This window comes from Mycobacterium malmoense (assembly GCF_019645855.1).
Classification (GTDB): Bacteria; Actinomycetota; Actinomycetes; order Mycobacteriales; family Mycobacteriaceae; genus Mycobacterium; species Mycobacterium malmoense.
Window position 1 is genome coordinate 85,872 of sequence record NZ_CP080999.1, and the last position, 21,402, is coordinate 107,273.

18 protein-coding genes are annotated in these 21,402 nt (G+C 66.4%); 16 read left to right on the plus strand and 2 right to left on the minus strand.

Features of this window, described 5'->3' with window-relative positions; translation table 11 throughout:
* Nucleotides 1-103 precede the first annotated feature (103 nt).
* The 14 genes from K3U93_RS00445 to K3U93_RS00510 all read left to right on the plus strand — a co-directional run bounded on the left by K3U93_RS00445 (nt 104) and on the right by K3U93_RS00510 (nt 17,282).
* Nucleotides 104-3,013, plus strand: a complete 2,910-nt coding sequence (locus K3U93_RS00445) for an aminotransferase class I/II-fold pyridoxal phosphate-dependent enzyme (RefSeq protein ID WP_083008766.1) — start codon at nt 104-106, stop codon at nt 3,011-3,013.
* Nucleotides 3,014-3,180: 167 nt separating this feature from the next.
* Complete coding sequence (locus K3U93_RS00450; protein ID WP_083008769.1) at nt 3,181-4,050, plus strand: ABC transporter permease; 870 nt, start codon at nt 3,181-3,183, stop codon at nt 4,048-4,050.
* Complete coding sequence (locus K3U93_RS00455; protein WP_071512756.1) at nt 4,047-4,874, plus strand: ABC transporter ATP-binding protein; 828 nt, start codon at nt 4,047-4,049, stop codon at nt 4,872-4,874. Before K3U93_RS00450 ends, K3U93_RS00455 begins: the two co-directional genes overlap by 4 nt.
* A complete protein-coding gene (locus K3U93_RS00460) occupies nt 4,871-5,695 on the plus strand; it encodes an ABC transporter permease (protein ID WP_071512755.1) in 825 nt (274 codons plus the stop codon). Before K3U93_RS00455 ends, K3U93_RS00460 begins: the two co-directional genes overlap by 4 nt.
* Entirely contained in the window at nt 5,692-6,507 is an 816-nt protein-coding gene (locus tag K3U93_RS00465) for an ABC transporter ATP-binding protein (protein WP_230981543.1), read from the plus strand. Before K3U93_RS00460 ends, K3U93_RS00465 begins: the two co-directional genes overlap by 4 nt.
* A gap of 17 nt (nt 6,508-6,524) precedes the next feature.
* A complete protein-coding gene (locus tag K3U93_RS00470) occupies nt 6,525-7,613 on the plus strand; it encodes an ABC transporter substrate-binding protein (RefSeq protein ID WP_230981544.1) in 1,089 nt (362 codons plus the stop codon).
* A gap of 70 nt (nt 7,614-7,683) precedes the next feature.
* Complete coding sequence (locus K3U93_RS00475; protein ID WP_083008774.1) at nt 7,684-8,493, plus strand: ABC transporter ATP-binding protein; 810 nt, start codon at nt 7,684-7,686, stop codon at nt 8,491-8,493.
* Entirely contained in the window at nt 8,493-9,458 is a 966-nt protein-coding gene (locus K3U93_RS00480; protein WP_083009118.1) for an aliphatic sulfonate ABC transporter substrate-binding protein, read from the plus strand. The genes K3U93_RS00475 and K3U93_RS00480 overlap by 1 nt, the downstream gene beginning before the upstream one ends.
* A gap of 71 nt (nt 9,459-9,529) precedes the next feature.
* Nucleotides 9,530-10,228 (plus strand): ABC transporter permease, encoded by a 699-nt coding sequence (locus K3U93_RS00485; RefSeq protein WP_083009121.1) that lies wholly within the window; start codon nt 9,530-9,532, stop codon nt 10,226-10,228.
* Between the two features lie 238 nt (nt 10,229-10,466).
* Nucleotides 10,467-11,546 carry an LLM class flavin-dependent oxidoreductase gene (locus K3U93_RS00490; RefSeq protein ID WP_083008777.1) on the plus strand — a complete coding sequence of 360 codons (1,080 nt, stop codon included), beginning with the start codon at nt 10,467-10,469 and terminating at the stop codon, nt 11,544-11,546.
* A gap of 473 nt (nt 11,547-12,019) precedes the next feature.
* Nucleotides 12,020-13,225: an LLM class flavin-dependent oxidoreductase gene (locus K3U93_RS00495; RefSeq protein ID WP_083008780.1), complete on the plus strand. Its 1,206-nt coding sequence runs from the start codon at nt 12,020-12,022 to the stop codon at nt 13,223-13,225.
* Between the two features lie 18 nt (nt 13,226-13,243).
* Nucleotides 13,244-14,629 (plus strand): NtaA/DmoA family FMN-dependent monooxygenase, encoded by a 1,386-nt coding sequence (locus K3U93_RS00500; protein ID WP_083008783.1) that lies wholly within the window; start codon nt 13,244-13,246, stop codon nt 14,627-14,629.
* Nucleotides 14,630-14,633: 4 nt separating this feature from the next.
* Nucleotides 14,634-15,764 (plus strand): LLM class flavin-dependent oxidoreductase, encoded by a 1,131-nt coding sequence (locus K3U93_RS00505; RefSeq protein ID WP_083008786.1) that lies wholly within the window; start codon nt 14,634-14,636, stop codon nt 15,762-15,764.
* Between the two features lie 66 nt (nt 15,765-15,830).
* Nucleotides 15,831-17,282: an amidohydrolase family protein gene (locus tag K3U93_RS00510; RefSeq protein ID WP_217808395.1), complete on the plus strand. Its 1,452-nt coding sequence runs from the start codon at nt 15,831-15,833 to the stop codon at nt 17,280-17,282.
* A gap of 13 nt (nt 17,283-17,295) precedes the next feature.
* Here the strand turns inward: K3U93_RS00510 and K3U93_RS00515 are convergent, their stop codons facing one another.
* Nucleotides 17,296-18,507 carry an acyl-CoA dehydrogenase family protein gene (locus tag K3U93_RS00515; RefSeq protein WP_071512749.1) on the minus strand — a complete coding sequence of 404 codons (1,212 nt, stop codon included), beginning with the start codon at nt 18,505-18,507 and terminating at the stop codon, nt 17,296-17,298.
* Between the two features lie 22 nt (nt 18,508-18,529).
* Nucleotides 18,530-19,141, minus strand: a complete 612-nt coding sequence (locus K3U93_RS00520; protein WP_071512748.1) for a TetR/AcrR family transcriptional regulator — start codon at nt 19,139-19,141, stop codon at nt 18,530-18,532.
* 200 nt (nt 19,142-19,341) lie between these two features.
* Here K3U93_RS00520 and K3U93_RS00525 point away from each other — a divergent pair, with 200 nt between their 5' ends.
* Both K3U93_RS00525 and K3U93_RS00530 read left to right on the plus strand, forming a co-directional pair.
* Nucleotides 19,342-20,670 (plus strand): sensor histidine kinase, encoded by a 1,329-nt coding sequence (locus K3U93_RS00525; protein ID WP_083008788.1) that lies wholly within the window; start codon nt 19,342-19,344, stop codon nt 20,668-20,670.
* A 114-nt stretch (nt 20,671-20,784) separates the two neighbouring features.
* Nucleotides 20,785-21,375 (plus strand): class I SAM-dependent methyltransferase, encoded by a 591-nt coding sequence (locus K3U93_RS00530; protein ID WP_071512747.1) that lies wholly within the window; start codon nt 20,785-20,787, stop codon nt 21,373-21,375.
* Nucleotides 21,376-21,402: the final 27 nt, after the last annotated feature.

Consider the following 21,402-nt stretch of genomic DNA (forward strand, 5'->3'; position numbering starts at 1 on the left):
GTGCATTGTTCGCCTTCTGGTAACCGGCGGGCGGATTCGGTCTGCGAACCTTGACCGACGCTCCGGTACGGAGAAATCGCCGCGACTCTCGGAAAGGGCGGCCATGACAGAGCACCTGCGCGCTTACAACAGCCTGTGGCAGGTCCGCAGCGACTCGTGGTGCCGGTTGGAGGAGGCCGCCGACCGGCTGACGCGCCCGACCACCGAGGGAGCGGTGAAGGAAAAATGCCTCAGCGCCTGCCGGGAGTTGCTGGCTCGCCTGAGCTCGCTCGAGCCCTACTGGGCCTATCCCGGCTCGCCGCAATTCGCACGGGTTCAGCGCCTTTTCGCGGCCGGCAACTATGACAAGTTCGCGCAGGCGGTCGCGCAGATCAACCGCGCGTTGACCACCGAGTCCTACCGTTCGGGGGACGTGGAGAACGCCGGGGCCGACGAACTGGACATGTTTCCGTCCGATCCGCGTCAGCTCGAGCATCAACCGTCGGCGCAGCGCGACCGGCCCTACTTCGAGGTGCTGGTCGTTGAAAAGATGACCGAGGACCAGGAACGGGCGTTGCGCAACGAGGTGCGCAAGTGGCGGCGCCCCGACGACGAATTCGTCTACGAGCTCGTGGTGGTCTCCAGCGGGGACGAGGCGCTCATCGCGGCACGGCTCAACGTCAACCTGCAGGCCGTGGTGGTTCGGCGGCGCTTCTCGCACCAATCGACGCGGGACCTGTCGACGCTGTCGGAGTTCGTCGACACCGACGTGTCGCACGAGTTGGCCGACCACCAGTCGCCCGAGGAACGCGCCCAGATCCTCGCGGTTTCCCTGGCGAAGCTGCGGCCCGAACTCGACCTCTACCTCATGACCGAAATCGAGGTGGAGGACATCGCCGGGCGCCTCGGCCAGTACTTCTGCCGGGTGTTTCATGCCCGGGAAGGCATGCTCGAGCTTCACCTGTCGATCCTGCAAGGCGTGGCGGCGCGCCACCGCACCCCGTTCTTCAGCGCGCTCAAGCAGTACAGCCACCGGCCCACGGGTGTTTTTCACGCCCTGCCGATTTCGCAAGGAAAGTCGATCGTCAACTCGCACTGGATCAAGGACATGGTCGGCTTTTACGGCCTGGATGTGTTCATGGCCGAGACGTCGGCGACGTGCGGCGGCCTGGACTCACTGCTGGAGCCGACCGGACCCCTGCGCGAGGCTCAACAGCTCGCGGCGCAAGCCTACGGGTCGCGCCACACGTACTTTGTCACCAACGGGACGTCGACGGCGAACAAGATCGTCACCCAGGCGTTGGTGGCGCCCGGCGATATCGTGCTGCTGGACCGCAACTGCCACCAGTCCCACCACTACGGGATGATGCTCGCCGGCGCGAATGTCGTCTACCTCGAGGCCTATCCGCTCAACGACTACTCGATGTACGGTGCGGTTCCGTTGCGGGAAATCAAGTCGAAGCTGTTGGCGCTCAAGCGCGCCGGGAAGCTCGACCGCGTCAAGATGATGTCGCTGACGAACTGCACCTTCGACGGGATCGTCTATGACGTCGAGCGGGTCATGGAGGAGTGCCTGGCCATCAAGCCCGACCTGGTCTTCCTGTGGGACGAGGCATGGTTCGCGTTCGCGCGCTTTCACCCGGTCTATCGGACTCGGACCGCGATGGCCTCGGCGCGGGCGCTGCGAGAGCGGCTGCAGAACCCCGACTACCGGCGCCGCTACGAGGAGCAGCTGGCCTCTCAAGGGGAGCGCGCTGCCGAAAACCCCAGCGACGACGACCTTTTGGACCGCCGTCTGATGCCCGACCCGGCCAGGGCCCGGGTGCGGGTGTATGCCACCCAGTCGACGCACAAGACGCTGACCGCGCTGCGGCAGGGATCGATGATCCATGTTTTCGACCAGGACTTCGACCAGAAAGTGGCGGAGCCGTTCCACGAGGCGTACATGGCGCACACCTCGACCTCGCCCAACTACCAAATCCTGGCCTCCCTGGACCTCGGCCGCCGGCAGGTGGCGCTGGAGGGCGTGGAACTGGTGCAGCGGCAGATCGAAAACGCGATGCAGCTGCGCGACGCGATCGATAATCACCCCCTGCTCAGCAAGTACATGCGTTGCCTTCGCACGTCTGATTTGATCCCCGAGCGCTTCCGGCCCTCGGCCATCGCCCAGCCCCTCCGCTCGGGGCTGCGCAACATGATGGCGGCCTGGGATCAGGACGAGTTCGTGCTCGATCCGTCGAGGATCACCCTGTTCATCGGGCAGACGGGTTATGACGGGGACACGTTCAAACGCCAGCAGCTGATGGACCGCTACGGAATCCAGATCAACAAGACGTCACGCAACAGCGTGCTGTTCATGACCAACATCGGCACCACCCGCAGCTCGGTCGCGTTCCTGGTGGAAGTGCTGGTCAACATCGCCCGCGAGCTCGACCAGAACATCTTCGAGATGAGCCTCGGCGAGCGCGAGCACTTCGAGCGCGCGGTCTACCGGCTTACCGAAATGTCTTTGCCCCTCCCCGATTTCAGCGGCTTTCACCCCGCGTTCCTGGATCACAGCGGAAGCGCGCCGACGCCCGAAGGGGATGTCCGTCGTGGGTTCTACCTCTCCTATGACGACACCAATTGCGAATACCTCACCGGTGAGCAGATTGACGAACGGCTGGACGCCGGGATAGACGTCGTGTCGGCGACGTTCGTGACGCCGTATCCCCCGGGATTCCCGGTTCTGGTGCCGGGCCAGGTGTTCAGCCGCGGGATACTGCAATTCATGCGCGATCTCGACACGCCCGAAATCCACGGCTACTTACCGGACTTCGGCTACCGCGTGTACACCGAGAAGGCCATCGAGATGGTAGGCGAGTCCATCGGATTGACACCCAACGGTCACCGCCCCGCGGGACGCACCGCCGCGCCGACACCACAGAAAACGCCGAAGAAGAAGTCGGCCAAGCGCGAAGGGGCCAACGGCGAGGGCGACCTCCCCGAGCTCGGCGCCCAACGGCGCCCCGGCGACGCGGTGCAAACCGGCTGATCAGCACCGGCAGCCGACGGGTTTTGGTCAGCGCGATCTATACCGTTGCGGCGCGACAGCGATGCGGAAATGATGGCAGCGTTTGCGCCAGGATGCCCCGCGACGGATTCGAGGTCATGCCTCAAACTTCAGCCACGGGGCATCTCTATTCCCAGGGAAGGTAGCTCGTGAGCGTCCTTTCTACCGAGGCGATTCCCCTGACCGCTCAGCGCAGTGCGGTAGCCAGGCTAAAGCCGATACGCCGTCGGATTCTGTCGCCGGCGCTACCGCTGGCCCTGCTCGGCTTCGCGCTGTTCGTCGGCTGCTGGTATTTGACCGTCGACGCGCTGGCGCTGCCGCGGTTTCGCGGCATTCCCGGCCCGACCGAGGTGATCCGCGAATGGGTTAGCCCGAACCCCGCCTACGGCACGTCCATTTTCACCGCGTCCTACTACGAGCACATCTGGGCGAGCGTTCGGCGCGTCGCCATCGCCTTCACGGCGGCCCTCGTTACGGGGATCCCGCTCGGCCTGCTGCTGGGGTGGTCATCGCGATTTCGCCAGTACGCCTTTCCGGTCTTCGAGTTGATCCGCCCCATTCCCATCCTGGCGTGGGTTCCCTTGGCGATGCTGATGTTTCACACCAGGGAGGGTTCGGTCATCTTCCTCACCTACCTGGCCGCGTTCTACGCGGTCACGTTGAACACGTTGCTCGGGGTTCATTCGATCGACCAGAACCTGATCCGGGCGGCGCAATGCCTGGGCGCCGGGCCCGGCACGGTGCTGCGCACGGTCGTCGTCCCGGGGTCGCTGCCCTACATCTTCACCGGCCTGCAGATCGGCATGGGAGTCGCCTGGTTTTCGCTCGTCGCGGGGGAAATGATCGCGGGCCAGTTCGGTCTGGGTTACCTGATCAATGCTTCGTACACGACGACCCGCTACCCGACGATCGTCATCGCGATGATCACGCTCGGCGTGGTCGGTTTCGCCAGCAGCGCCGTGATTCGTCTCGTGGGCAGCCGGTTGATGGCGTACCGGGCACGGAGCATCGGGGCGTGAGCGGGGGCAACCTGGTCCTCGACGCCGTGGGCAAGGCATACCGGACCGCGAGTGCTCCGGTGCGTGCGGTGCAGGATTTCAGCCTCGATATCGCCGCCGGCGAACTCCATGTGATCGTCGGACCGTCCGGGTGCGGGAAAAGCACCCTGCTCGGGGCGATCGCCGGGTTCACCGACATCACGTCCGGTCGAATCGAGCTGGACGGGCAACTGCTGTGCGGCCCGGGGCGGCCCACGGCCGGGATCGGTCCGGACCGCGTCGTCGTGTTTCAGGACAGCACCCTGTTCCCCTGGTTCACCGTGGCCGACAACGTCGGCTACGGCCTGGTCGCGCAGCGGCGCGCCGGCCGCGGCGACGCGGCGGGCATCGCGCGAGAGCGCCTGCGCGCGGTCGGGCTCGGCGACATCGCCGACAGTTACCCGGGGGAGCTGTCCAGCGGTGTACTGCGGCGCGTCGAGATCCTGCGTGCGCTTGTCATGGAGCCCGCCGTGCTGCTGCTCGACGAGCCGTTCCGGGGAATGGACGCGATCTCGCGGGCCGCGATGCACGATGCCCTGCTGCAGATTTACGACAGGTCCGCGGTCACGGTGCTTTTCATCACCCACGACATCGAGGAAGCCGTGTATTTAGGCAGCCGCGTTACCGCCATGACGACCCGCCCCGGTCGCGTCAAGACCACGATCGACATCACCCTCGACCGCCCGCGGGATCCCGGCATCATCACCGCGCCGCATTTCCGCGAACTCGTCGGCGAAGTCTCCGAGGCGGTCCGCGACGAGGCCAGGCGCGCGTTCGAAGCGGGCGAGCGGGAGATGGCGCAATGACAACGCTGCTCAGTCGTGCCGGCAATGTCGAGACCACGGCCCTGAGGCGCGGCGCGGTCGGCATCGTCGTGTTCGCCTTGGCGTGGGAGCTCGCCACCCGTCTGCACGGTTGGACGGGCGTGACCGTGCCGTTGGTCGGTCAGCTGCCGCCCCCCTCGGCGGTCGTCGTCGACTTCCTGAAACTCGCTGGCAGCCCTGGGTATTGGAACAGTTGGTCGCTGTCGTTCCAACGGGTCCTGGCCGGGTTCGGAGTCGCGCTGGCGGTTGGCGGTGCGCTGGGGCTGCTGATGGCAACCCGGCCGTGGTTCAAAAGCGTCGTGTTTCCGGTGTTCGAATCGTTGCGGCCGATTCCGCCGCTTGCCTGGGTGCCAATCGCGATCATCTTCTGGCCGACTCAGGAGCTGTCCATCACGTTCGTGACCTTTCTCGGCGCGCTGTTTCCGATCGTGCTGAATACCGTTGGCGGTGCCGAGGAAATCGACCGCCGCCACATCCTTGCCGCACGCTCGATGGGCGCAAGCCGGCGCTACGTCTTCCGGCGGGTCCTGTTGCCGGCGCTGCTGCCGTCGCTGGTGACCGGGGCCGCCGTCGGTATGGGCATCACCTGGGAGGTCGTCGTGGCCGCCGAACTGATCTCCGGCGGCGGGCAGCAGTCAGGCGACGGCGGCCTGGGCTTCCTGGTGTGGAACGCCTACCAGGGCAACGAGTTACCCCGCGTCGTCGTGGCGATGATCAGCCTCGGCGTCGCCGGTTACTTGTCGAGCGGACTGGTGCGGGCGCTGGGGAATCGGCTGATGCCGTGGCGAAGCGTGGCATCGTGACGGACGGCCCTGCCGGAGCGGTGTGCTTCGATCACGTTTCCTTTCACGTCCGCAAAGGTCGTGAGGACGTAAAAGTGGTCGACGACTGCTCGTTTCGGCTCGCGCCCGGGGAGATCGTGGCGATGATCGGACCCTCGGGCGGCGGCAAAACCACCATCGGCTACCTGCTCGCCGGCTACTACCGGGCCACGAGCGGCCTGATCACGGTCGACGGCAACGGGGTGGACGGGCCTTCGGCCGAACGGCTGTTGTTGTTCCAGGAGAACGCCCTGATGCCGTGGTTGACGACGCGCGAGAACGTCATGTTCGGGCCGCGCGCACGGGGCGAACGCGGCCCGCACGCACGGCTGCGCGCGGACGCCATCCTGTCCCGCGTGGGACTCGCCGACTTCGGCAACCGGTATCCCGGTGAGCTGTCCGGGGGGATGCGCCGGCGCGCCGAATTGGCCCGGGCTTTGGTCAACGAGCCCGTAATCCTGGTGCTCGACGAGCCGTTTCGCGGTTTGGACGCGATGACCCGCGAACTGATGCAGGAGTACACCGCCGAACTTCTTGCGGAACAACGACGAACGGTGTTGTTCATTACCACCGACGTCGACGAGGCGCTGCTGCTCGCCGACCGGCTGCTTGTAATGACCGAACGACCCGCGAGGGTACGCGAAGAGTTCTCCATCAAGCTGGCCCGTCCGCGGCGGCGTGTCGATCTCCTCCATGACGACGAGCTGCAGCAGATCAAACACCGCGCCATGGACTTACTGCGTCCACCCGGAGCCCCAACACCTTTGACGACAGAAAGATGCCGATGCGACTGAAAAAGACACTCATTGGTGTGCTGACGACAGTAGTGACCGCCGCGGGCTGCGCCGCGGTCGGGCACATCGGCGGCAACGACATCGTGTCGGACGGCGGCGCCGTCCATCTCACCGTCGGGTACCAGCCCTACTACACCGAAGCATGGTCCGGAGTTGTCATGCGCGGCAAGGAATTCTGGAAGAAATACCTGCCGAAGGGCTCGACGGTCGACTTTCAGGTCGGCCTGCAGGGCTCGATCATCGTGAGCCAGATGCTGGCCGGAAAACAACAGATCGGCTACGCGGGCGACATGCCGGCGATTGTCGGCGTGAGTAAACGAAGCACGAGGGATCTGCGGATCGTCGCGACGCTCGGGCTCTCACAAGACCAGTGCGGGATATTTCTCACCCGACCGGACGCGCCGAACTTCGCCAGCCAGCGCGACGCGCTTGCCTGGTTCAACGGCAAGACCGTCGCCACCCCACAAGGAAGTTGCACGGACCGCATCGCGCAGGCCACGTTCGACGCCCTGGGGGTCAAGCCGGCCGCCTACCTGAACCAGAGCATCGAGGTGATCACGTCCAGCTTCCAGAACCACACCATCGACGGCGCGATCATCTGGGAACCCACCGCGTCCAAACTGGTCAATGCCGGACTGGCCAAGCGCGTCGCCAGCGGCGCGCTGGCCGACCAGCACGACGGCGGATTCCTGGTGATGGACAAGGAGTTCGCCGACAAACACCCGGACGTCGCCAAAAGTTGGCTGAAGGCGGAACTGGACGCGCAGCGTTTCCTCGCCGACCCGGCGAATGCCGACGAGATTGTCCGCCTGGCGCAGAGTCAGACCGAGGGTTTCTCGGCGGCCGACCTGCGGGATTCGCTCTACCGCAAGTGGCCCGTCGACCAGGGCGGCAACGCCGACGGAATCCGTCTGCGCCTCCCGTTCGTGCCCACCGGCGAAAGTGCGGATCTGATCAAGACGGCCGCCGAGTTCCTGTACCGCATCAAGGCGATACCCGCCGCCACGCTGCCCGACGGGGCAGTGCAACCGGACACGGCGAGCACGGTGTTGCGTGACGCGGGGGTCAACGCAACGGCCGGCGTGGGATTCGTACGGGCGCAATGAGGTACAGGTTTGAATCATGATCAACGGAAACCTGGCGGCCAATCGGCGGGATTCCTAGGCTGCGCGGGTGATGTCGACCAATCCGGCGCCGGCATGTGTGTCACTTCATCGCGTCAACCGAACGTTCGGAACGCACACCGTGCTACACGAGGTCGACATCGAGGTCGAGCCGGGCGAGGTGGTCGCGTTGCTCGGGTCTTCAGGCAGCGGCAAATCGACACTGCTCCGGCTCGTCGCCGGTCTCGACCGTCCTACCCATGGGCGGATCGAGATCGACGGCAAAGCCGTTCGCGGGGTCGACCCGCGCTGTGCCATGGTCTTCCAGGAACCTCGCCTGCTGCCGTGGCGCTCCCTGGCGGCCAACGTCGCGTTTGGGCTGCCACCCGACGCCGCACGGTCGGAAGGCCTTGCGACGGTGCGGCATTGGCTGGATGTCGTCGGGCTACACGAATTCGGCAATCACCACCCGCGGCAGGTATCCGGAGGGATGGCGCAACGCGCGGGCCTCGCGCGCGCCCTCGCCCGGCGACCGAGCGTCCTGCTACTCGACGAGCCGCTGGCGGCCCTCGACGCACTGACCCGACTGCGGATGCAGGACCTGCTGGACGCCGTGCAGCAAGAGGCCGGCACGACCACGCTCCTCGTCACACACGACGTGGACGAGGCGGTGATCCTCGCCGACCGGGTGCTGATCTTGCGCGCCGACCCAACGGGAGGTGCCGGTATCGCCGCGACGTTCGACGTCGCAATTCCCAAGCCGCGGGACCGCGGTGAGCCGCGCATCACCGCGCTGCGCGACCGGTTGTTGGACGAACTCGGGGTACCCAGACGCGGCGGTGCCGACCCGCGGTCGGGCATTAGTGAGGAGACAAAGGCGTGATGAAAAACCGTTACTTGACAGCGCTTTCGGTTGTCGCCACAACCATCGTCGTGGCGGCCTGCGGTTCTGACACCGGCAAGACGGCGGCCAAGGATCTTCATCTGGACTACGCCTACTACAACCCGCTGAGCCTGGTGGTGCGCGATCAGCACCTGCTCGAGAACCGCGGCTACAACGTCACCTGGGTGCTTTCGGCGGGTAGTAACAAGGCCAACGAGGGCCTACGGTCGAAGGCGCTGGACTTGGGCTCGACCGCCGGCTCGGCCGCGTTGGTCGCGCGGGCCAACGGCACACCCATCAAGATCGTCGACGTGTACAGCAAGCCGGAGTGGACGGCTCTGGTTGTTGCGAAGGACTCGCCCATCAACTCGGTCGCGGATTTGAGGGGCAAGAAGATCGCCGTCACCAAGGGAACCGATCCGTACTTCTTTCTGTTGCAATCGCTTGCGACAGCCGGACTTTCGGCCAGTGACGTCGAAATCGTCAATTTGCAGCATGCCGATGGCAAAACCGCCTTGGAGCGCGGCAACGTCGATGCCTGGTCGGGATTGGACCCCTTCATGGCGGAAACGGTTCAGCAGGATGGTTCGCGCTTGGTGTACCGCAATCCCGATTTCAATTCCTACGGCGTATTGAACGTTCGTGAGGACTTCAGCTCCGCACATCCGGATGCCGTTCAGTCCGTGGTCAATAGCTATGAGGAGGCCCGGAAATGGGCGAAGGCGCACCCCGACGAATTGGTGGCATTGTTGGCCTCGCAGGCGAAGGTGACGCCGAGCGTGGCCCAGGAGGAGCTGCAGCGGACGGCGTTGAACATCTCACCGGTACCGGGCGATCCACTGCGAGTGGTACTGACCAACATCGTGCCGATCGCGGTGGCCGACGGCGATATCAAATCCGAAGAGGCCGGCCGCAACGCACTCAACACGCTGTTCGAGCCAAAATTCGCCCAGCAAGCTTCCTGAGAGTCCGCTCCGCGCTGTTGGCCAAGTCGCCGCTTGCGCTGGCGGGACTGATTGTCCCGATCCTGCTGCTGGTGATCTGGCAGTTTGTCACAGCGGAGCGGTGGTTTTCGGCCAGCCAGTTGCCGCCCCCCGGCGACGTGCTGTCCGCGCTGGGCGAACTGCTTCGGCATGACGATCTATGGGTCCACCTCCAAGCGAGCCTTTTGCGGGTGCTGTTGGGCTATCTGGCGGGTGCGGGTGCTGCGCTCGTGCTTGGTTCCCTCGTCGGGCTCTCGGTGATTGTGCGCAGGTTGCTTGAGCCGACGGTCGCGGTATTCCGCACCGTTCCCTCTCTGGCGTGGGTGCCGTTGCTGCTGTTGTGGTTTGGCATTGACGAGACACCGAAACTTTTGCTCGTCGCCATCGGCGCGTTTTTCCCGATCTACACGACAACGGCATCGGCACTCTCACACGTCGACGCGCAGCTTGTGGAGGTGGGACGCGCGTACGGTCGGCGCGGCGTCTCGTTGTTGGCGACCGTGATGCTGCCCGCCGCGGCCCCGGAGCTGGTGAACGGGCTGAGATTGGGCCTGGCGAATGCGTGGCTGTTTTTGGTCGCGGCGGAGCTGATCGCCTCGTCGAAAGGCTTGGGATTCCTGCTGATCGATAGCCAGAACACCGGCCGCACTGACATCATGCTGCTCGCGATCATACTGCTGGCCGGATTGGGCAAACTCAGTGACGTTGCCCTGGGCACCCTCGAGCGTCGGATGGTGCGGCGGCGCAGCTAGCTCAGGACCGCCAGGACGTTCGCCGGGGCGCTGTTCGCTGGGCGTCGAGACTGCGGTGGTAGCGGCGCCCAAGGCGAAAAGCCAGCCGTGAACGCAGGCTCGATGCCACCAGCGCAGACTCGGCACCAGCGGCGTCTGGTCACAACCCCCGACGAACTTACGGACCAGACCACCAGCTCAGGACCGCCCAGGACGCAACTTGCACGGTCGCCCGTGGGCAACCTAGCGTCGACGGGGTATGGCTCCGCGCTTCTTCTGGTTCCTGCCCACCACCGGTGACAGCCGCTCGATCGTCGGCGGGTCGCACGCATCGTCGAACCGCGCGATTCCGAACGGATATCGCCCGCCTAGCCGCCGCTACCTGGCCGAGGTGGCGCGTGCCGCGGACCGGCTGGGCTTCGAGGGCGTGCTGACGCCGACCGGGACCTGGTGCGAAGACGCGTGGCTGACCTCGGCCGCATTGTTGGCCGAGACGGAGAAGCTGAAGTTTCTGGTCGCATTTCGTCCCGGGCTGGTGCCGCCCACCCTCGCCGCGCAGCAGACCGCGACGCTGCAACGCTTTTCCGAGGGCAGGGTGTTGCTCAACGTCGTCAGTGGTGGCGACGACGCCGAGCAACGCCGTTTCGGCGACTGGCTCGGCCACGACGAGCGCTACGCGAGGACGGCGGAATTCCTGCACATCGTGACATCGGTATGGTCGCGGGATTCCGTCGATTTCACCGGCAAGTACTACAGCGTCGCCGATGCCCGGGTTTCGGCTCCGCCGAACCCATTGCCAGACATCTACTTTGGCGGTTCTTCGGCGGCGGCGCTACCGATCGCGGCCCAGTTCGCCGACGTCTACCTCACATGGGGTGAGCCGCCACAGGCGGCCGCCGCCAAGATCGAGCGGGTGCGGGACAAGGCCGCCGCCCTGGGCCGCGCGGTCCGGTTCGGCATTCGGCTGCACACCATCAGCCGTGACACCTCGGCCGCGGCCTGGGCCGTCGCGAACGAGATGCTTGCCGAACTCACCGAGGAGCAGATCACCAAAGCCACAGCGCTGCATGCGAAGTCGGAATCCGAGGGCCAACGACGGATGACCGCGCTGCACGGCGGTCGGGTCGACAAGCTGGAGATCTATCCGAACCTGTGGGCCGGAATAGGCCTGGTCCGCGGGGGCGCCGGTACCGCGCTGGTGGGCAGCCATCAGGAAGTCGCGAACCTGATCCGCGAATACCACTCGCTGGGCTTCGACGAGTTCATCCTGTCGGGCTACCCGCACCTGGAGGAGGCCTACTGGTTCGCCGAAGGCGTGCTGCCGCTATTGGACAAGTAGGGCATCTCACGCGGGGTTGTAATCGCGATGATTTCAGCGGCTCTGCCGCGCGTGCGGGCCCGCGTTGGCATCCGATATCGGCATCGGTGGCGATGACGCGGTAAGTGCGAGAGGCGTACGCCGCCGCTTCCGCCCTCGGCCCGAGCCCATCGGCGTGGCCAGGCTTCAAGGTGATGAGCGCCGGCGACACACGCACGGATTCCGAAGTGTCAGGCCGGAACTCGGACCGTATGGGCGGCAAGACAGCGGGCGACAATGCAGCTGGCAAAGTTTCCGCACCGCCTCCGGCATCGGTTCCTGGCCGACGGTCGTGTAGTCGGCGGCCGACACGTCCCGCGTGTGCGGCGACGGCCATGCCGTCGACGGGTTATTCCCCGCGTTAGACAGACCCGGCCGCAACCGGTGTCGCCACCGCCGATCCTCGGGCGCCCCTCGGCACAGTGGTGGTATCCGTTAGGAAGACAGGTCTTGTGATGGCTATTTCGTCAAGTCCCTTGCACCTCGCCGTGGCGCTCGACGGCGTCGGTTGGCACCCGGCCGCGTGGCGGGAAGACGACGCCCGACCGGATGAGCTGTTCGACGCCGGTTATTGGGCCGATCTGGTCGCCGAAGCCGAGCGCGCGTCGCTGGACTTCGTGACCATCGAGGATTCGCTGGCGATCCAATCCGACGACCCCTTCGAGCCCGACGACCGAACCGACCGCGTTCGAGGCCGGTTGGACGCGGTGCTCATCGCCGCCCGGATCGCGCCGCGCACCCGGCGCATCGGGCTCGTGCCGACGGCGATCGTCACCCACACCGAGCCATTCCACGTATCGAAATCGATTGCCACGCTTGACTACGTCAGCACCGGCCGAGCCGGCGTTCGGGTTCAGCTCTCGGCACGCGCCGACGTGGCGGCCCACTTCGGGCGCCGCGAACTGCCACACCCGTCGGCCGGCGCCGCCGACGATCCGGCCTGGCAGCGACAGATCAACGACTACTTCGCCGAGGCCGCCGATTACGTCGAGGTGCTGCGCCGCTTGTGGGACAGCTGGGAGGACGACGCCGAGATCCGGGACATCGCCACCGGACGCTTCATCGACCGGCACAAGCTGCACTACATCGATTTCGAAGGACGCTGGTTCTCCGTCAAAGGACCTTCGATCACGCCTCGTCCGCCCCAGGGCCAGCCGATCGTCGCGGCCCTGGGCCACGGCGGCGCGTCCTACGACTTGATCGCCGGCAGCGTCGACGTCGGATTCGTCACCCCGCGCGGCGCCGCGCAGGCGGCCGACATCGTCGGCGAGATCACGGCGGTGCAGTGGGCCGCCGGTCGCAGCCGGGAAGCGCTGCACATTTTCGGCGACCTGGTGGCGTTCCTCGATCACACCCCGGAGGCGGCACGGGCGCGGCGGGGTCGGCTCGACGAACTCGCCGGCACCGAATACCGCAGCGACGCCGAAATTTTCGCGGGCACCCCCGCACAGCTGGCCGACCTGCTACAGGAGTGGCACGCCGCCGGGCTGTCGGGATTTCGGCTGCGGCCCGCCGCGCTGCCGCATGACCTCGTCCAGATCACCGAGGGCCTGGTGCCCGAGCTGCGGCGCCGAGGGCTGTTCCGTGGCGGCTACGAGGCCGACACGCTTCGCGGCTTGCTCGGATTGCCCCGCCCCGCCAACCGTTACGCCATCGCCTGACGGTTCCGAGGACTCCCGATGAGCACGCTAAAGCAAATTCACCTGGCCGCGCACTTCCCCGGCGTCAACAACACCACGGTGTGGAGCGACCCGGCCGCCGGCAGCCACATCGAGTTCGGCTCGTTTGCACAATTCGCTCAGACGGCCGAGCGGGGCAAGTTCGACTTCCTGTTCCTGGCCGAAGGGCTGCGGCTGCGCGAGCAGAACGGGCAGATCTACGACCTCGACGTGGTCGGCCGCCCGGACACCTTCACCGTGCTGGCCGCACTGGCCGCGGTCACCGAGCGGCTTGGCCTGACCGGCACGATCAACTCGACGTTCAACGAGCCCTACGAGGTGGCCCGGCAGTTCGCCTCCCTGGACCATCTCTCCGGCGGCCGCGCGGCGTGGAATGTCGTGACGTCCTGGGATGCGTTCACCGGAGAGAACTTTCGCCGCGGCGGCTTTTTGGCGGAGGACCAGCGCTACGAGCGGGCGAAGACATTCCTGCAGACCACCCTGGAGCTTCTCGACTCCTGGCACGGCGACGAGATCGTGGCGGACAAGGAGAGCGGCGTCTTCCTGTCCGACCCGAACGCCGGCCAATTCACCCACAGGGACGCGCATTTCGACATTCACGGCCGGTTCAACGTTCCGAGAAGCCCGCAGGGGCGCCCGGTGATCTTCCAGGCCGGCGACTCCGACGAGGGCCGAGACTTCGCCGCCTCCGCCGCCGACGCGATCTTCTCCCGACACAGCACCTTGGGCGCCGGGCAGGCGTTCTACGCCGACGTCAAGGGCCGCCTCGCCCGCCACGGGCGACGCCGCGACGAGCTGCTCATCCTGCCGGCCGCGACATTCGTCATCGGCGACACCGACGCCGAGGCCGACGAGATCGCCCACGAGGTGCGGCTCGCCCAGGTGTCCCCGCAGACGGCGATCAAGTTCCTCGAACAGCTTTGGAACCGGGACCTTTCCGACCACGACCCGGACGGGCCGCTGCCCAGCGTGGACCCGGTCGTGGGGGAAAACACCATCTCGCGCGGCCGGGCCAGCGTCCGCATGTTCCGCGACTCGATCGCGATCGCGAACGACTGGCGGGCCAAGGCGGAGGCGGAGAACCTGACCACCCGCGAACTGATCGTCGAAGTCACCGGCCGTCAATCCTTCGTCGGCTCACCGCAGACCGTCGCCGCGACGATCAACGACTTCGTGCAGGCCGATGCCAGCGACGGGTTCATCCTGGTCCCGCACATCACGCCCGGCGGGCTGGATCCCTTCGTGGACCGGGTCGTGCCGCTGTTGCAGGAGCGCGGAGTGTTCCGCGCCGACTACGAGGGCACAACGCTGCGCGAGCATCTGGGGCTGGCGCCGGCACCGCGGCGTTCGGCCGGCCGGGCGACCTCCAGCGGGGTGGCTTCGTAGGGCCATGACGACTCCGTTAACGGTGCTCGACCTGGTTCCGATCCCGTCGGGCTCGACCGCGACGCAGGCCCTGCGCAACAGCATCGACCTCGCCCAGCACGCCGAGGCCCTGGGCTACGCGCGCTATTGGTTCGCCGAACACCACCTCAATCCCGGCGTTGCCGGCACCTCACCCGCGGTGCTGCTGGCACTGACCGCCACCGAAACCTCGAGGATCCGGCTCGGTTCGGGCGCGGTGCAGATGGGGCATCGCACCGCCCTGTCCACGGTGGAGGAGTTCGGCCTGCTGGATGCCCTGTACCCCGGCCGGTTCGACCTCGGCCTGGGGCGTTCCGGGGGCAAGCCGCGCGAGCCGGCGTCGTCCGCGCGGGCCGCTTCGACCTCGCGGGAGTTAATCGATGGACGCACACCGAACGGGTTGCTGATCCCTGCGAAGTTCGATCCCACGCCATTGTCCAAATCACCGCGCCTGGCGTTGCAGAAAGCGTTACTGCAGCTGCCGGGCGCGCAGTCACAGAACTACACCGAGCAGGTCGACGACATCCTCGCGCTGATCGCGGACACCTACCGTTCGGACGACGGCGAAGAGGCCCACGTCGTGCCCGGGGGAGGCGCTGCGCTACAAGTCTGGATCCTGGGCAGCAGCGGCGGGGAGAGCGCCGCCGTCGCCGGCAGCAGGGGCCTGCGGTTCGCCGCCAACTACCACGTCGCCCCGGCCACGGTCCTCGAGGCGACCGACGCTTACCGGGAAGCGTTTCGACCGTCGGCCGAGCTCGACCGGCCCTACGTCGCCGTCTCGGCGGACGTCGTCGTCGCCGAGGACGAGGCGACCGCCCGGGAACTCGCCGCCGGTTACGGGCTCTGGGTGCGCAGCATCCGCACCGCCGAAGGCGCGATCCCGTTTCCCACGCCGGACGAAGCGCGCGCCCCCACCTGGACCGACGCCGACCGCGAGCTTGTCGCGGACCGGGTCGACACCCAGTTCGTCGGATCCCCCGTTCAGGTCGCCGATCAGCTGGAGCGGTTGCGCGACGCGACCGAGGCCGACGAGCTGATCCTTACGACGATCACCCACGACCACCACGACCGGGTGCGCTCCTACCGGCTGCTCGCCGAAGAGTGGGCCCGCCGATGAGCGGTCGGCCGACGTAGTCGAAGATCTGGGGACGCGGGCGCTGTTCGCCCGTGCGGAAGGAGCGCCGTGACCCTGCCCTACGTCCACCCACCGGCGGTACGGGATTCGTTCACCATCCGCGATGTCACGGTTGTCGATGTCGTCAACGGCGCGACGGCGCCGCATCGTGACGTGCGTGTCGCCGGCACCACGATCGTCGCCGTGGAGGCGACCGGCGCGACGCCCGAGGACCCCAATCTCGACAATGCAATCCAAGGCAGCGGCCGCTTTGTGGTGCCCGGGTTCGTCGACGCCCACGTTCATGTGCTGAACAACCCGAAGGACGCTGCCGCCAGCTACGCCCTGATGCTCGCCAACGGGGTCGTCGGATTCCGGCAGATGTCGGGCAGTCCCGCGCTCCTCGCGGACCGGGCCGCGGGCCGCCTGCCGTCACCGGCCGGCGCACCCGAACTGCTGAGCACCCCGGGTTCGTTGCTGACGCCGCTCAACGCGTCGACACCGGCGGCAGCGGTGAATGAGGTTCGCGCACAACAGAAACAGGGTGCCGACTTCATCAAGGCCGGCATGACCGGGCACGATGGGTTCCTCGCCGCGCTGGCCGAGGCCAACCGACTCGGTATCCCGTTGGCGGGTCATCTACCGGGCGACCTGGATCCGCGCGAGGCCGCACGCGGTGGAGTGCAGTGCATCGAACACCTCGGGCCGGGCGCCACCGTCTACGCCGCAACGTCGTGCTGTGAGCAGGAACTGCGTGCGACGCCGCAGAAGTTGCCGCGGCTTCCGAGTTTGAGATTGCCCGGGATGGAACGCCTCGTGGGCGCGCTTATCGCCAGGCTGGCGGTCAACCCGGCTCTCCTGACCTCGCCGTCGGCCGCGATGGTGCTGCACCGTGCAGATACGACGTTTGACGAGGCCAAGGCCGCCGAACTCGCCGAGCTATTCGTGGCCCACCAGACATGGCACTGCCCCACCTTGATTCGCCTGCACACCCAGCAATTCCCGGATAAGCCGGAACACCGGGACGATCCGCGGCAGCGATTCATCGCCCCGTCCGAAATCAAACGATGGCAGAAGGCAACTCGCAGGTTCACCAAGCTGCCCGAACAGACCCGCTCACTTCTGCAACAACACTGGGACGCGCAGCTGCGGATGACCAGGTTCTTCGCCGACGCCGGCGTGTCCCTGATCGCCGGCACCGACGCCAACGGTGCCGGCTGGGTGATTCCCGGGTTCGCATTGCACGACGAATTCGATCTGCTCGCGTCGGCCGGCCTGTCCGCGCTCAAGGTGCTGCAGATGGCAACGTCGGCGGCGGCGCGGTTCTTCGGACGCGAGCGCACGCACGGCAGGGTGGATGCCGGCTACCACGCGGACTTCGTTCTGCTCGGGCGGGATCCGCTGTCCGGCCACGCCGCTCTGCACGACATCGTCGGTGTGGCTAGGGCTGGAAACTATTGGGACCGTGCCGAATTGAACGCCATACTGTCCCGCGTCGAAGCCAATCCACGCGCACGCTGATTGCCCGAGGGCGCTAACGGATGGGCAGGCCGGTCAGCGCCCGCGAAATCACCAGGCGCTGAATCTCGCTGGTTCCCTCGAAGATCGTGAAGATCTTCGCGTCCCGGTGCATTCGCTCCACGGGGTAGTCGCGGGTATACCCGTTGCCGCCCAGGATCTGGATGGCCTCGTCGGTGACGTAGACGGCGGTTTCGCTGGCCACCAGCTTGGCCATCGAGCCCTCGGCCGAGTCGAAGCTCTGGTTGTTGCGCGCCATCCAGCCGGCCCGCCACACCAGCAGGCGGGCCGCGTCGATGCGGCTTTTCATGTCCGCCAGCTTGAACGCCACGGCCTGGAATTCGCCAATCTTGCGACCGAATTGCTCACGCTGGCAGGCATAGTCGAGGGCGTATTCGTAGGCGGCGCGGGCCACCCCGACGGCCATCGCGCCGACCGTGGGCCGGGTGCGCTCGAAGGTTTTCATCGCCGCCTGACCACCCAGGGAGGCCCCGGATTTCGCGCGAGCGATGCGCGCTTCGAACTTTTCGCGGCCGCCGAGAATGAAGTCCTCGGGCAGGCGGACGTTGTCGAGGACCACCTCGGCGGTGTGCGACGCGCGGATCCCGTGCTTCTTGAATTTCTGCCCCTGAGCCAGACCCTTGGTGCCCGAGGGGACGACGAACGTGGCCTGGCCGCGGGTGCCGAGCTCGGGATAGACCGATGCCACCACGATGTGCAGGTTGGCGATACCGCCGTTGGTCGCCCAGGTCTTGGTGCCGTTGAGAATCCATTCACCGGCGGCTTCGTCATAGCGCGCACGCGTGCGGATCGCCCCGACATCAGAACCCGCGTCGGGCTCGGACGAACAGAACGCGCCGAGCTTGGGGTCGCCGGGCGTACCAAACATCTCCGGAAGCCAGCGGCCTAACTGTTCGGGAGTCCCGTTGCCCGCCAACGCCGCTGCGGCCAGCCCGGTGCCCATGATGGACAGCGCGATACCGGCGTCACCCCAGAACATCTCCTCGAACGCGGCAAGCATGCCCAGTCCCGTCGGCTCCGTGGCCTGTTGCGCGAAAAAATCGGGCGAGTACAGACCCACCTTGGCGGCCTCCTGGATCACGGGCCACGGAGTCTCCTCTCGCTCATCCCATTCCGACGCGGCGGGACGGATGACCTCGACCGCGAACTTGTGCACCCAATCGCGCACCTCGATCACGTCGTCGGTCAGTTGCAGTGAAAACGTCACGGCTTTGCTCCTGAAATCGGTGTCAATGGTTTTCGGGGTTCCGGTAGTGCGCGAGGACGCTGAGCGTCTGGTTGACCCACGCCTCGAAGTAGCGGTCTTCGTCGACGTTGCCGGGCAGGCGGCCGGTCAGCGCTTGCAGCGTCGCGGCATAAGACAACGACGCGATTGCCACGGCCGCGGTCGCCTCCGGATCGGGAATGTGGGTGCGGCCGGAACGATTGGACGCGGCCAGCTCGTCGGCGAAGCGCTGATAGGCGTTGTCGGTGATGACCTGCCACGTCTTCTCGTCGAGGTCGCCGAGCTCGTCGGGCTCGCGCAGCATGACCTTGAGCAATTCCTCGCCCTGCTTCAGGTTGTCCCAGATCAGCCGGCCCGCGGTGCGAACCGCCTGCTCGACACCGCTCGGCTCGCCGGCGTCGTACTCCTCCCGAGCGGCCACGATGCTGTCGATCCGGTGCGCAACGGCGGCCTCCAACAGCTCACGCTTGGAACCGAAATGCTTGTAGAGCGCCCCCGACCCGGGCGCCAGGCCGGACGCTCGCTGGATGTCGGCCACCGACGTCGCCGCGTACCCCTTGGCGGCAAACAGCTTCAACGCCGCCGCAAGCAGCCGATCGCGCCCCGATGAGTACACGGTGAGAGAGTAGTCACTCACCTGAGGCGAAGGCAAATGGACGCCCGGTAGTCACCGCCTTGGACATATCGCGACCTCGTCTACTCTGGGTCTGCCATGAAAGTTCCCGGTGCTTTCGTGGGGATCCGCCACGTCGGCTTGGCCGTGTGAGCTCACTAAGGGAGCCTGATATTCGCGTGTTCCGGCATATACAACTGCCGATGCGGGTGCTGTCGCTGCGCACCATTGTCATCGTCGCGCAACTAGGGGTGATTGCCTTCGCCGTCGCTCTGGCCGCATGGGTGTGGATCGGCGTCACCAACGATCAGTACAGCCAGCTCGACCGTCGGCTGGATTCGGTGAGCAGCCTGGGCGATATCAACACGCTGATCAACGGCACGCAGCTCACCAACCCGGATCGGCCCATGCCGGACGGCAACCTGGTGCGCACCGCGCGCATCGCGGGAGTGACCGTTTCCGTGCCCGGCAACATCGTTCTGCCGCAACTGCCGAACGGGTACGCGAACACCACCATCGACGGCGTGCAATACCGGGTCCGGACCTTCACCGCGGGTCCGGCCTCGATCGCGCTCGCGGCGCCGTTGGCGGAAGCTCAACATCGGATCAACGAATTACACCTTCGGGTGCTATTGATCTGTGGCTGCGTCATCGGCGGCACGGTGCTCGTCGGCTGGGTGATCTCGCTGATCATGGTCAATCCGTTCCTGCTGCTGGCCCAGCAGGCACGCGCCATCAACGCTCAGTCCAGCCCCGACGAGGTCCAGGTCCGCGGCGTGCGTGAGGCCGTGGAGATCGCCGAAGCGGTCGAGGGCATGCTGGCCCGCATCGGCAACGAGCAGCAGCGCACCAAGGCGGCGCTCGAGTCGGCCCGCGACTTCGCCGCCGTCGCCTCACACGAGCTGCGCACGCCGTTGACGGCGATGCGCACCAATTTAGAGGTGTTGTCCACCTTGGAATTACCGCCCGAGCAGCGCCAAGAGGTGATCGGCGATGTGATACGCACCCAGAGCCGGATCGAAGCGACACTGACGGCACTGGAACGGCTGGCGCAGGGGGAGCTGACCACCGTCGACGATTTCGTCCCCTTCGACATCACCGAGCTCTTGGATCGTGCCGCCCACGACGCGCTTCGCATCTACCCCGGCGTGGAGGTGAAGCTGGTGCCGTCGCCCACGGTGTTGATGGTGGGGTTGCCCACGGGGCTGCGGCTGGTGATCGACAACGCCATCGCGAACGCCGTCAAGCATGGTAGCGCCACCGAAATCCGGCTCAACGTAGCCAGTTCCGGCGAGGGCGTGGAAATTGCCATTGACGACGACGGCAGCGGGGTGCCGGAAGCGGAACGCGCCGCCGTCTTCGAACGCTTCTCCCGCGGGTCGACGGCATCGCGTTCGGGCTCTGGATTGGGGCTGGCGCTCGTCGCGCAACAGGCCGAATTGCACGGCGGGACGGCGTCGTTGCACGCCAGTCCGCTAGGTGGCACACGTCTTCTGCTACAGCTGGCCGGTGACGGTCGCGGTCCCGCGTGAACCGGACCGGGCCCGCGCCGCACTCGCACGCATCACGGCCTGGCGCACCGGCTCAAGTTAGGTTACCCTAACTTGAGCTACGGAATATGAGGAGTCCCGATGCCGACAACCTGGGTGGACGCACTGCTACACAAAGCGCGCCAGAAAGGCGCGTCGCCCTACCCGCATCAGGCGGCGTTCCTCATCAACAACCCCGTCCGCCGAGCTCTGTTCAAGCCGGCACGGCTCATTGAAAGCATTGGCCTCACCGGCTCTGAGCACGTGTTAGAAGTAGGACCGGGTCCTGGCTTCTACAGCGTGGAGATCGCGAGCCGGCTCCCCTACGGCCGACTCGACTTGTTCGACGTCCAGCCCGAGATGCTGGCGAAGGCGCGGCGGCAGCTCGAGCATGCCGGTTTCCGCGACGTCGGGTTTACTACGGGGCAGGCAAGCGAAGGATTCCCATTCCCGGACAACACTTTCGACACCGCCTTCCTGGCGGCGGTGATCGGGGAAGTGCCGGATAAACCGGCGTGCATCCGGTCGCTCGGCCGCGTGTTGAAGCCGGGCGCGCAGCTGGTCTTCGCCGAGACGTTCGGCGATCCCGACCGATTGAGCGTTCGGGAATTGCGTGACCTCACCGAACCCGAGAATTTCGATTTCGTCGAAGCGACCGGAAACCGGTGGCATGACGTCGTCCGCTTCCGCAAGGCCGACCGTTCCTGACGGACGGATCGATCCTTCACGCGGCGG